Below are 12,469 nucleotides of genomic sequence, written 5' to 3'. Positions count from 1 at the left end.
CCCTGGCGGCCCCGGCAGTCCTGTCTGGCAGTCTCGGCGGCCCCGGCAGTCCTGGCAGTCTCGGCAGCCCCGGGCGGCCTGGGCACCGGAGGCCGTCACCGCCCGCGCAGCCGCCGCACCAGGTCGCGGGCGGCCTGCGGCCAGTCCGGGTGCTCGAAGGCGAAGCCCGCGTCCAGCAGTCTGGCCGGCACGACGCGGCGGCTCTTCAGCAGCAGCTCGGTCTCCGAGCGCAGCGCGAAGGCGCCGAGCTCGGCCATCCAGCGCGTGGCGGGCAGGGCGAGCGGCATGCCCCAGGCCGCCCGCAGGTCGCGCATGAACTCGCGCTGGGGCAGCGGGTGCGGGGCGGCGAGGTTGACCGGGCCGGCGAGGTCGTCCCGGGTGGCGAGGAACTCGACGGCGCGGACGAAGTCCCGCTCGTGGATCCAGGACACGTACTGCGCGCCGCCCGCGATCGGCCCGCCGGCGCCGAGCCGGGCCAGCCAGGAGAGCGAGTCGAACGCCCCGCCGCGCTCCGGCCCGAGGACGACGGCGGTGCGCAGCGCGAGGCGGCGGGTGTGCGGGGTGTCGGCCTCGGCCTGGGCGTCCTCCCACGCGCGGGCGATGTCGATGCTGTACCGCCAGGAGGCCGGGGCGCCGGGCTCGGCGCCGCCGATCACGCCGTCGAGTTCGTCGTTGGGCGCGTCGTGGCGGTGGGCGTAGACGGTCGCGGTGCTCATCTGGAGCCAGACGGCGGGCGGGCGCCGGGCGGCGGCGATGGCCCGGCCGACGGCCCGGGTGGAGAGCACCCGGGAGTCCATCATGGCCCGCCGGTTCTCGTCCGTGTAGCGGCAGTTGACGCTGCGCCCGGCGAGGTTGAGCACCACGTCGCTGCCGTCGACCTCGGTCGCCCAGGCTCCGAGGTGCTGACCGTCCCACCAGATCTGGCGGGGCCCGGCGGGCCGGCGGCTGAGGACGACGACGCGGTGGCCGGCGGCGGTCAGGCGGTGGTCGAGCAGGGTGCCGAGCGCGCCGGAGCCGCCGGGAATGACGATCTTCATGGGTTCCCCCCTCATCTCGGGTTTCGAGCCTAGCGCCTCAATTGAACGCGTTCAAATATCCCGCGTCGCACGATCGGTGGTTCACATCGGTTAGCCGGATCCGTATAGTCGGATCCGGCTAACCGAGACCGACTAGAGATCGGCGAGTACCTCGATGGTGAAACGAAAGATCTCCAACACGCTGGCGCTGGCCGTGCTGGGCCTGCTGCAGGAACAGCCGATGCACCCGTACGAGATGGCCTCCACCCTGCGGGAACGGCACAAGGACAGCAGCTTCAAGGTCAACTCCGGCTCGCTGTACGACACGGTCGAGTCGCTCGTGCGGCACGGCTGGATCGAGCCGGTCCAGACGGCGCGCGACGGCCGGCGGCCGGAGCGCACCGTGTACGCGGTCACCGGCCCGGGCCAGGACGAGTTCGTCCAGTGGATCGACGAACTGCTGCGCACGCCCGTCGCGGAGTACCCGAAGTTCATGGCCGCGGTGTCCTACCTCGGCGCGCTCGGTCCGGACGGGGCGGCGGAGGCGCTCGCCGAACGGGCGGAGCACCTGGCCCGGCGGATCGAGGAGACGGGCACGGTGCTGGCCGACACGGTCGGCTCCGGCGGCGTCCCCCGGCTGTTCATGATCGAGGTCGAGTGCGCGCTGCACGCCTGGGAGGCCGAACTGGCCTGGACGCGGCGGACGATCGCCGAGATCCGCGACGGCAGCCTCGCCTGGCCCGGGGTCGAACGGGCCGAACGGACCGAACGGACCGAACAGGGCTGGACCTGGTCCGACCCGACGGACGAGAAGGGAACCACCACCCGATGACCGAGGTGCTGATCGTGGGAGCCGGCCCGGCCGGGCTGTTACTCGCGAGCGAACTGCGGCTCGCCGGCGTCGACACGGTCGTGCTCGAACGCCACCCGCGGCGGCCGGACTTCTGCCGCGGCTTCAACCTCAACGCCCGCGCCCTGGACCTGCTGGCCCGGCGCGGCCTCGCCGAACGGCTGATCGCCGAGGGCCGGCAGGTCCCGCACGCCGCGTTCTCCGGCCTGCCCGTGACGCTCACCCTCGCGGGCGCGCACACCGGCCACCCGTACTCGCTGGGCATCCCGCAGACCCGGGTCGAGGAGGTCCTGGAGCAGCACGCCCTCGACCTGGGCGCCGACATCCGGCGCGGACACGAACTGCTCACGCTGGAACAGGACTTCGAGTCCGTCACCGCCACCGTGTCCGCCGACGGAGGCGAGTACCGCATCCGGGCCGCGTACCTGGTCGGGTGCGACGGCGGCCGCAGCACCGTCCGCAAACGGGCCGGCATCGACTTCCCCGGCACGGCGGCGACCCGGTTCTCCCTCCTCGGCGACGTCGAGCTCGCCGACCCGCAGGCGCTGCCGTTCGGCGTGACCACCGGCCCCGGCGGCAGCGTGTTCGCGATACCCCGCCCCGGCTACGTGCGGGTCATCACCACCGACCGCCGGCCGCCCGCCGACCAGGACACCCCGGTCACCCTCGACCTGCTGCAGACCGCCGTGGACGAAGCGCTCGGCCGTCACGTCGAACTACGCGCCCCGCGCTGGCTGACCCGCTTCGGCGACGCAGCCCGGCAGGCGGCCGAGTACGTCCGGGGCAGGATCGTCCTCGCCGGGGACGCCGCGCACATCCACCCGCCGGCCGGGGCGATCGGCGTCAACCTCGCCCTGGACGACGTGTTCAACCTCGGCTGGAAGCTCGCCGCCACCGTCCGTACCACCGCCCCGGCCCACCTGCTCGACAGCTACCACGCCGAACGCCACGCCGCCGGAGCACACGTGCTGGCGAACACCCGCGCCCAGGTGCTGCTCGGCGAACCGGGCGCGCCCGGCGACCGGCTCGCCCCGCTCACCGACCTGCTCACCCGCGTCGCCCGCCACCCCGACGGCAACCGCGCCCTCGCCGAGACGGTCACCGGCCTGGACACCCGCTACGAGACGCTCCCCGACACCGGCCACCCCTGGCTGGGCCGCCTCGCCCCCGACCTCACCCTGACCACCGGCCACGGCCGCACCCGCCTCAGCGAGCTGCTCGCCCCGGGGCGCGGCGTCCTGCTCGACCTGACGGGAGGAACGGACGTCCGCGCGACGGCCGCAGGATGGGCGGACCGCGTGGACCTCGTCACCGCAACCTGCCCCGACCACCCCGACCTCCACGCCGTCCTCCTGCGCCCCGACGGCCACACCGCCTGGCTGCGCACCGCCGAGGACGACGACGGGACCGACGGGCTCCGGCAGGCGCTCCAGCACTGGTACGGAGCTGCCTGATCGTCGACCGCCCCCGCAGGTGGGTCCGTCCGCGACAGCGGTTCGTCGGCTACAGCAGCCCGACCAGGAACCGCACCGCCAGCACGCAGCCGAGCAACAGGAACCCGCCAAGGAGCCACAGTCCCGCGCCGAACGCGAGGCCGGCCAGACGGTCACCGAGGGTCAGAGGGGCGCCGTCCCACGGCTCCTCCTCCTGGGCGGGGACCGGAGCGGGAAGCGGGCCGGCGAGATCCAGGCGCATGTGCTCCTCGGAGCAGTACGTACGGTCGAGCACCTCGGCGGCCCGGCGGTCGATCTCCAGGGCCAACCACCCCTCGGGCAGTTCGAATCTGTCGCCGAGCGCGGTCCGGGGCTCCCGGATGCCGCAGAAGGCACAGACCTCCGGCTCCTGAAGGCCCGTAGGCCGTTTCGACCCGGACATCCCTCCGTCCGCAGCGGCATCCGGTGTCACCGCCGGGGTGGCACCGGTGGTCGCCGGCGCATCCGCGGGCTGCCGGAGCTCGGACACGACGAACAGGACGGTGGCAGCACAGAGGGCGCCCACGGCCGCGCCCGTGTACTGCGGCCGGTCGTCCTGCACGAAGGCGAAAGCGGCCCCGCAGATCAGGAGCAGGAGCCAGGCCCAGGTCCGGAAGCCGCGGAAGTGGAAGCGGTGCATCCGGTGATCCTGCCAGGGCCCGAAGGCCACGCACCAATCGTGTCCCGACACCCTGCCCGACCATCGGATCGGTGCTCGGGGCCGCGGACCCGATGTCGCGCCGTTCACCCCGCGCGGAGCACGGTCATGATGGTGACGTGACGAACAGCAACGAGAACCACGTGAAGGTCCACTACCCGCTGGACGTGGACGAGAACGGCTGGCCGCCGGTGGGCGTCGAGAGCCTGTGGGCGGAGGACCTCGGCGACGGGACGGTCCGCGTCGCCAACGCCCCGTGGTTCGCGCAGGGCGTCGCGAGCGGCGACGTCGTCCGGGTCGAGGTCGACGACGACGGCGTGCGCTGGGCGGAGGAGACCGTCGACGCCTCGGACCACTGCACCATCCGGCTGATCGTGCTGCAGGACGGCGGCTCGGCCGGGGCCCGGCAGTCCGTGCTGGACGAGTTCCAGGGGCTCGGCGCGACCGGCGAGGCCGCCGATGTTCGGGCCGGTCCGGCCGGGCGCCACGGCGCCGGTCATCTCGTGCCAGGCCTCGTCCTTGATCAGCGGGGGAGTGGACGTCGGGATGTCGAAGGACAGCTCGGTACCGGCCGGGAGGGTCTGGCCGGTGTTGTTGGTGATCCGCAGCTTGGGCTGCATCGGCCACAGCTGCGCGTTGTCGGACGGGAAGTCCGCGAGCTCGGCCTTGACGTCCAGGGTCTGCTGCGGGAGCGCCTGGTCGCTGCGCACCGCGCCGGGCGCGCCGGAGCCGCGCAGGGTCTGGTCGACGAGGGTGGTCATGTCGTAGCCCATGCCCCACTCGCCGTTGGAGCGCTTGGTGTAGTCGCCGCCGAGCTCCCAGATCATCGCGCCGCCGATGCCGTTGTCGGCGATGTACTGGGCCTTGGCCTTGATCGACTGGTCGTCCTCGGTGGAGATGAAGACCTTCTTGGCGTCGTTCCAGAGCCAGGCCGACTGGGTGGCCGGGTCGAAGTTCCGCTCGTAGCCGCCGACCTGCTGGTTCGGGTTCACCCTGTAGTCCGGGAGGTAGCCCGGCCGGATCCCGTCCTGGAGGTTCTTGGCGTGCCACAGCGGGTTCGAGCCGGCCCCGACCTCGTTGCCCATGACGTCGGTGTCGTGCCACACGTTGTCGATGCCGGTGGCGCCGTTGCCGCACTTCTGGGCGAGCCCGGTGCCCGGCTGGCACTTCGACTGGTCGCCCTCGGCGGTGCCCCACAGGCCCTTGGTGCCGCCCGTGACGCCCTGCCAGCCGCGGGTGTAGTACGGGACGCCGATGTTGATGCGGCCGGCCTGCAGCGCGCCCCGGTAGTAGTGGTAGGCCCAGTCGGTGTTGAAGTAGCCGGTCTTCTGGTAGTCCTTGGTGTTCGGGTCGGTGTCGTTGTAGATCCCGGCGGCCGCCATCTCGTTGTCCTGGCCGCTGTCGTACAGCGGCGCCTGCGGGCCGACGTAGCTGTTCCACGAGCCGTGCAGGTCGTAGGACATCACGTTGACGAAGTCCTGGTACTGCAGGGCCTGCTGGTTCTCCTCGCCGCGCACCAGGTACCCGGAGGACGAGGCCGCCGAGGTCAGCAGGAAGTAGCGGCTGTTGGCGGCACCGGACTGGTCGAGCTTGGCGCGCAGCGTCTTCATCAGCGCGACGTAGCCCGCCTGGAGGCCGGCCCGGCGGGGGTTGGCGATGCCCTGGTCGTTGGGGTTGCCGGAGTTCTGGAGCGAGGCCGGGTACTCGTAGTCGATGTCGACGCCGTCGAAGCCGTACTGGTTCAGGAAGGCGGCGACGGAGTCCGCGAAGGTGTTGATCCCGGCTTGGTTGACCGAGCCGTCGGCGTTGGTGGCCATGGTGTAGAAGCCCTGGGTCTGGGCCCAGCCGCCGACCGAGATCAGCGTCTTCACCTGCGGGTGCTGGCGCTTGTACCGGGTGAGGAGGTTGAAGTGGCCCTGGTACGGGAGGGACGGGTCCATCTCGGCGCCCGCCACACCGGGCCAGGTCGTCTTGGTCGCCTCGTCACCGACGGCGATCCGGTTGTCCTGGCCGACCGAGGCGAAGGCGTAGTTGACGTGACTGACCTTCGACCAGGGGATGTTCTTGACGAGGTAGCGGGGCTCGCCGTTGGCGCCGGTGCGCCAGCCGGTGAAGTACCCGACGACGCGCTTGTCCCGGCCGCCGAGCCACTCCCGGCCGCTGGTGTCGTACACGTCGCAGTAGCGGGCGCCCGGGCTGGGCGTCATCCCGTCCGGGCGGCAGTCGCCGGAGGCGGCGGGCTTGGCCCGCCGGTCGTCCGGGGTGGCGTCGAACGGGTCGCCCGCGTCGGTGGCGGAGCCCACCGGGGACTCGCCGCAGTCCACCTGGACGGCGCGCGAGCCGTCGTTGCCGTCGGTGACCGCCAGGCACTTCTGGGTGGCCTGGTTGCGCAGCCACGTTCCGGCGTGGGTCCACTTCTGGTTGGGGTTCGGGCCGCAGCCCCACTGCTGCACGGTGCCGCTGGGGACGTCGACGTCCAGGCACTTGCCGCTGTTGGCGTTGACCACCCGGGACTGGTCGTCCAGGGTCCACTGCTGGTTCCTGCTGCCGCCGCAGCCCCACTGCTGCACCTTGGCGCCGTCCGCCTGGCCGTTGGTGCTGCCCAGGTCGACGTCCAGGCACTTGTTGGTGACCATGCTGCGGATCTCGCCGGGGCCGACGCTCCAGTCCCGGTTGTCCGTGCTGTGCCGGCCGGACTCGCCGCCGGCGGGGGTGAGGGTGACGGACGTGTTGTGTCCGATGATCTGGGAGATCAGCTCGCCGCCGGGATAGTCCATCATCATGACACCGGTGCGGCCGCCGGTGTCGGAGTTCTTGAAGTAGTCCCAGGCCCAGTGGTTGACGCCCCACGTGCCCCCGGCGCCGCCGGCCACGCTGTACGGGTAGGCGCCGGCGCTGGCCCCGGTCAGGTAGTTGAAGTAGAGGGCGGTGTTGTCGGTGTCCGCGCGAGTCTTGGTCAGGTGCGCGAGGACCTTGTCCCACTTGGGCTTGATGTCGGCGACGGTCGGGATGTCGTAGTCGTTCTGGACGCGGGCGTCCACCGAGGCCGTCTTCAGCCCCCACTCGCCGTACAGGCCGCCGTGCGGGCCGCGGAAGGAGTTGAGCACGATCCGCCCGCGCACCTGGCCGAGCAGCGGCGTGTCGGCCGACTGGCCGCGCGTGACGGAAGGCGTCCAGAAGTACCGCTGGTAGCGGTCCACATACTTCTGGAACTCGTCGCCCATCAGCTGCTGCGTCTCGGCGGTGGACAGCTCCGTCTTCTGCGGCAGCCGCGGACCGCAGGGCCGGTGCGCACCGACGATGCCGCAGTCGTCCGGGAGGTCCGGCCACACGGTCTTGTAGACGGTGTTCTCGGTCTTCAGGCTGAGCAGCACGGTCTCGGTCGGGTGCGCGTCGAGCCACTTGGTCAACGGGTCGAGCACACCGAAGCCGAGCGCCGCGTGCTGGCCCATGATCCCGTGCCACAGCCAGAGCTTGTCGTCCGCGCTGTCGCCGTCGGGGTCGACCCGGATGTCGATGGAACGGATGCCGGCGTTCAACTGGTCGACGAGGGAGGTCTGTTGATCGTTGTCCCACTCCTGGGTGGTGACGGCCTCACCGCCGTAGTGGGACATGGTCTCGTGCGTGCCGGGGATCGACAGCGAGCCCAGCGGGGCGGAGTCCTCGACGTTGTTCATCCACATCGGGTTCGAGGTGGTCTTCAGGCTCTCGTAGTAGGGCCAGCCGTAGGAGTTGGTCGCGGGGGTGTTGGGGGTGTCGCGGTAGAAGGCGATCCGGTCGTCGAGCTTGCCCATCGACGTGCACCCGAACGAGTTCGGCCCCGGGGCCTGCGGCCTGGGGTCGGTGATCACGGCGGCGAGCAGGTTGAGGCACGTCTGCTGCGCCCGCTGTCCGAACGCGTTCGGATGGATGGCCTCCTGCATGTCACCCCAGTTCGCCTTCGCGTCCTCGGGCTTGAACGGGATCCACCGGACCCACTCGGCGTCGCGCGGCTTGATGGGGTTCGTCGCGTTGTCCTTGGTGGCCTGAGCGGCATCCGTGTTGCACAGTTCGTGCCCGAGGAAGAGCTTGCCGAGATCCAGGAACGTGGCCTGCTGGTCGGCCGCTGCGCGCTTCAGGGCCCCGCGCAGGCTCGTGATGACCGTTTCCCGCGCCCAGTCGATGTCCTTGTCCCTGAAGGGGCAGCGACCCGAGGTCCAGCGCTTGTAGGACACCGACTCCCAGTAACGCATCTGGCTCGACGGTGGCAGGACGTTCGGGTAGGACTGGAGGACGAGTTGGTAGGAGTCCGGCGTGTAGTTGTTGCCGGCCGTCATGGCCTTCCTGATCGCGGCCAGCGCCGTCTCGATCTTGACCTGGACCCGTGCGATGTCCTGGCGGAAGGTGTTGGAGGTGTTGCCGCCCTCCTTGCTGCAGAGATCGCCGTTGATCGCCCCCCAGGAAGCGGCGCAGGCCGCGATGATGTCGGAGAAGTGGATGTCGTTCCCGCCGATCGACACCACGATCATCTTGATCCGGCGGCTCTTGTCCGCCGCGATCGCGGCCAGTTGGTCGGCCTGCGACGTGGGCTCCTTCCAACCCGGGACCGTCGAGGTGATGTTGTCCGTGGTGGCGCCGGAGCAGGCGAGGTTGATGCGCTCGGGATCAGGGCTGTGCGGGATCTGGACGCCGGTGATCTCGGCCATGCTGGAACGGTCGCACTTGTTCCCCCCGGGGTCGTACGAGGTGTCGACGGTGCTGCCGTCCGCCCGGGGGATGTTCTTGTAGACGGCGGTGGAACTGTCCGTTCCCCAGGCGCCCGCGTCGTCCGTGAACGCGTTGCCGGCCCAGCGGCCGCCCTCGCCGGAGATGAAGCTGTCGCCCATGGAGATCACCACCGGGTGGGCGTCCGGGTTGGGATCGGCGGCGGCGAACTGCGCGGGCGTTGCCAGGGTCTGGACGACCGCGGACAGGAGGGCCCCCGACAAGACGGCGGCTACGGCGCGGAACAGACCTGGTGGTCTGCGCCGCGGCCGTGGTGGTGCGGAGCTGTGCACGGACGTGTCCTTTCCGGCGGCTCCCGAACGGAGCCGGACCGGCCGAGGACACCGTACGGGCGTCCACGCGGCGTCGACATCGTGTCAACGCGGGCGTTTGACACGGGCGTACGGGTCGTCAGAATCCGTGGAACCGCAGGTCGGAGCGTCATTGTCAGTGCCGCCCCATAGTGTGGAACCAACGTCGGAGGGGGCGCCGGAACGGCGTCGGACGGGCGTTGGGAGAGGGGTAGGACCATGGCTGTGAACAGGATCAAGCACAAGGTCAACCACGTGTCGCTCGTGGTCGACAAGTCCGGTTCGATGCGCCAGCGCGAGGGGCAACTCGTGCGGGTGGTGGACGAGTTCGTGAAGGGGCTGCAGGAGGAGTCGGACCGGCTCGGGCACGAGACGCGGATCAGCCTCTACGCGTTCGACCACGAGGTGCAGAACCTGGTCTGGGACATGGACGTCAAGCACTTGCCGTCGCTCAAGGGCCTCTACCAGGTCGACAACGGTGCGACGGCGCTGATCGAGGCGGCCGTGAAGTCCTTCGACGACCTGAAGAACATCTGGGAGGGCTACGGGGAGCACTCGTTCCTCCAGGTCGTCGTCACCGACGGCGAGGAGAACGCCTCCGGCTGCTCGGAGAACGGGCAGATGCACATCCGCATGAACGGCACCGAGGGTGCCGCCGTCCTGCGCTCGTGGACGGACCGGATCCGGCAGGCCATGGACGACCTGCCCGACCACTGGACCTCGGCGATCCTGGTGCCGAACTCCCTGGCCAAGCGCACCGCCCAGGGGTACGGGTTCCCGGCGGGCAACATCGCGATCTGGGACGCGGACTCCAGCAAGGGCGTCGAGGAGGCCATCGGCACCGTCAAGTCGGCCGCCACGAGCTTCCTGCGCGGGCGCGAGCAGGGTGTGCGCGGCACGAAGAACCTGTTCACCATGGGCCAGGACCTGAGCACGGCCGACGTGAAGGCCAGCCTCGACGCCCTGGACGCCGGCAAGTACACGCTGATCCCGGTCGATGAGCAGGTGCAGATCCGCGAGTTCGTCACCCGCTCCGGGCACGAGTACAAGACCGGCTGCGCCTTCTACGAGCTGTCCAAGCGCGAGAAGATCCAGGGCTCCAAGCAACTCGCCGTGGCGGAGAAGGACCCGGCCACCGGCAAGATGACGGGACGGGTGTTCTCGGGCCCGGCGGCCCGTCAGCTCCTGGGCCTGCCGCAGTCGGAGGTCACGGTGAAGCCGGGGGAGAACCCGTCGTACACCGTGTTCGTGCAGTCGACGTCCGTCAACCGGAAGCTGGTGCCGGGCACCCGGCTGCTCGTCATCCGGTAGCCGGATCGGTGGTCGGGCCGGGGGCCGGGCCGGCGGCCGAGTCCGCCCGGCGCATGCGGTGCGCGGTGCGCAGGCCCTGTTTGGCGGCGGTCGCGACCAGGCCGCCGAGCGTGGTCCTGGCGGGGTCGTGGGCCACGAGGCGCTCCAGCACCGGCAGCGCGCGGTCGTCGGCGGTGGAGCCGAGGGCGCGACAGGCCAGGGCGCGCAGGTCCGGGTCGGGGTCGGTGGTGAGGGCGATCAGGTCGTCGACCACTGCCGGACCGAAGGCGGCTATGGCCGCGGCGAGGTGACCGGCCTTCGGGTTCCGGCGCTCCAGCATGGTCTGCCAGAGCGCGGCGAGTGCGGCATCGCCGCCGATGTCTCCGAGGGCGCGGGCGGCCGCGGTGCGGACCCACCCGTTGTCGTCGTTCAGCCGGGTGGCGAGGGCGGGGACGGCGGTCCCGGCCCCGAGGAGGCCGAGTGCCTCGCAGGCGCCCTCGCGGGTTTGCGGGTCGGGGTGTTCCAGCAGGGCGGTGATCAGTGGGACGGCGCTCCGGAACCCGAGTTCGCCACAGGCGACCGCGGACCACCGCACCCCGTGGTGCCCGGTGTCGGCAACGGCCCGCAGGAGGCCCGGTTCGAGGTCCGCGTCACCGAAGAGGGCGATCCGGTTGAGGGCCTTCGTCCAGACGGTGACGTCCTGCGTGCGGTGGTCGGAGGCGACGTCGTGCAGGGCCGCGAGGGCCTGCGGGTGGCCGAGTTCGGCCCATCGCAGCAGCGCGTCGATCGCCCGGATGCGGGCCGTGCGGCCCGCCCGCAGCTCGGCGGCGTGGACGGTGACCAGGGAGGCCGGCCCGTCGGGCAGGTGGCCGAGCGCGTCCCCGAGCGGCCCCGCGAGCGAGGGTTCGAGCCCGCCGAGCCGCAGGGCGAGCAGGCCGATCCGCTCGCCGACATCCTCGTCGTAGAGCGCGTTGCGGCACAGGTCGGCGGAGAGCTTGCCGACCGTACGGAACAGCAGGAACGCGGGGTCGGCCCCGTCGAGGGCGTCGATCCGGCCGGACATCGCCGCGGCGACGGCGGCCTGCGGGCGACCGGTGGCCCGCAGGACCGCCTCCGCCCACACGAGCGGTTCGGCCTGCTGCTCGTACAGGAGGCGGCCCCACAGGCGGCGGATGGCGGCGCTGTCGTCGGTCATGCGGTGATCGTTCCACGCGGGGTGCCCCCGGCCAACGGCTTTTCACGGCCGCGGGCCGGGCGCGCCCCGAAGCCGACGAGGGGCGGAACGACCAGGTCAGGCGGCAGCCGTCGCCCGGAGGGCGGCCGACAGGTCGCGGGCCTCGTGCTCGGTCATCCGGGGCGTCTCGTACGGCACCGCGTTGACCCAGCGCTGCGCCAGCCGCGCGATCCGCTCGCCGTAGCGCTCCGCCGTGATCAGGTCGCCACGCGATCCGGCCTGCTCCGGGCCCAGGTCGGCGTGACTCTGGCTCATCAGGCCGAGCCACGAGCCCAGCCGGTTGACGTCGTCGCGGGTGCCGCCGCTCCAGTTGTTGCCCGGCATGTCGCCGACGCCGACCCACTGCATGCCCATCTGGGCGCCGAAGACCGCCAGTTGCTCCAGGACCGTCAGCTTGTCGCCGCTCTGCGAGGCGGACATGGTGAACGCGCCGGCCAGTTTGTCCTTCCACGCCTGCGTCGTGAACGGGGTGAACGCCGCCTCCATGAACGCCTTGAACACCGCCGACACACTGCCCATCAGGGTCGGGCTGCCGAAGACGATCGCGTCGGAGCGGCCGAGCAGCGCCATCACCTCCGGATCGCGCCAGCGGCCCGCCGTGACGTCCTCCGCCCGGATCTCGACGACGTGCACCTGCGCGCCCGGCACCACCCGGGCCCCGTCCGCGAGGTGCTCGGCCAGCACCCGGGTGTGCCCGTGCACCGAGTGGTAGACCACCGTGACGGTGACGGTCGGTGCATCGTGCTCACGGTCAACGCTGTTGACTGCCATGACTGTTCACTACTTCCGTTCGTGGGGAAGCCCTGCTTGCCCCACCATCACAGCCTGCCCGCGGCACGGCATCAACGCCGAACTCCGGCATACAGCGATCGGCCCCGCCGATCGATCGCGCTAG

General features: G+C 71.3%; 7 protein-coding genes and 2 pseudogenes. 4 read left to right on the top strand and 5 right to left on the bottom strand.

Annotated elements, in window-relative coordinates:
* Positions 1 to 95: 95 nt before the first annotated feature.
* Entirely contained in the window at positions 96 to 1,037 is a 942-nt protein-coding gene (locus tag ACFVU9_RS14725; protein ID WP_387593492.1) for a TIGR01777 family oxidoreductase, read from the bottom strand.
* A gap of 154 nt (positions 1,038 to 1,191) precedes the next feature.
* Between ACFVU9_RS14725 and ACFVU9_RS14720 the strand changes: the two genes are divergently transcribed.
* Positions 1,192 to 1,848 carry a PadR family transcriptional regulator gene (locus ACFVU9_RS14720; RefSeq protein WP_387593490.1) on the top strand — a complete coding sequence of 219 codons (657 nt, stop codon included), beginning with the start codon at positions 1,192 to 1,194 and terminating at the stop codon, positions 1,846 to 1,848.
* Positions 1,845 to 3,320 carry an FAD-dependent monooxygenase gene (locus tag ACFVU9_RS14715; RefSeq protein WP_387593488.1) on the top strand — a complete coding sequence of 492 codons (1,476 nt, stop codon included), beginning with the start codon at positions 1,845 to 1,847 and terminating at the stop codon, positions 3,318 to 3,320. Before ACFVU9_RS14720 ends, ACFVU9_RS14715 begins: the two co-directional genes overlap by 4 nt.
* A gap of 49 nt (positions 3,321 to 3,369) precedes the next feature.
* On the opposite strand, the gene ACFVU9_RS14710 is transcribed toward ACFVU9_RS14715, so the two are convergent.
* A complete protein-coding gene (locus tag ACFVU9_RS14710; protein WP_387593486.1) occupies positions 3,370 to 3,978 on the bottom strand; it encodes a hypothetical protein in 609 nt (202 codons plus the stop codon).
* 92 nt (positions 3,979 to 4,070) lie between these two features.
* On the opposite strand from ACFVU9_RS14710, the pseudogene ACFVU9_RS14705 reads away from it, so the two are divergent.
* Positions 4,071 to 4,394 (top strand): annotated as a pseudogene (locus ACFVU9_RS14705) (DUF4265 domain-containing protein); the annotation flags it as partial.
* A gap of 102 nt (positions 4,395 to 4,496) precedes the next feature.
* Here the strand turns inward: ACFVU9_RS14705 and ACFVU9_RS14700 are convergent.
* A pseudogene (locus ACFVU9_RS14700) lies at positions 4,497 to 8,681 on the bottom strand (glycosyl hydrolase family 18 protein); the annotation flags it as partial.
* Between the two features lie 588 nt (positions 8,682 to 9,269).
* Between ACFVU9_RS14700 and ACFVU9_RS14695 the strand changes: the two are divergent.
* Entirely contained in the window at positions 9,270 to 10,361 is a 1,092-nt protein-coding gene (locus tag ACFVU9_RS14695) for a VWA domain-containing protein (RefSeq protein WP_387593484.1), read from the top strand.
* Here the strand turns inward: ACFVU9_RS14695 and ACFVU9_RS14690 are convergent.
* Together ACFVU9_RS14690 and ACFVU9_RS14685 are read right to left on the bottom strand one after the other, a co-directional pair.
* Positions 10,351 to 11,535: a HEAT repeat domain-containing protein gene (locus ACFVU9_RS14690; RefSeq protein WP_387593482.1), complete on the bottom strand. Its 1,185-nt coding sequence runs from the start codon at positions 11,533 to 11,535 to the stop codon at positions 10,351 to 10,353. The two genes, ACFVU9_RS14695 and ACFVU9_RS14690, sit on opposite strands and share 11 nt — an antisense overlap.
* Positions 11,536 to 11,631: 96 nt before the next feature.
* The gene (locus ACFVU9_RS14685) at positions 11,632 to 12,345 is read right to left on the bottom strand and encodes a flavodoxin family protein (protein WP_380443946.1); all 714 of its coding nucleotides are present in this window, start codon (positions 12,343 to 12,345) and stop codon (positions 11,632 to 11,634) included.
* Positions 12,346 to 12,469 lie beyond the last annotated feature (124 nt).

This window comes from Kitasatospora sp. NPDC057936, assembly GCF_042887525.1.
In the GTDB taxonomy this organism is placed as follows: domain Bacteria; phylum Actinomycetota; class Actinomycetes; order Streptomycetales; family Streptomycetaceae; genus Kitasatospora.
This window is presented reverse-complemented; position numbering and strand designations above follow the sequence as displayed.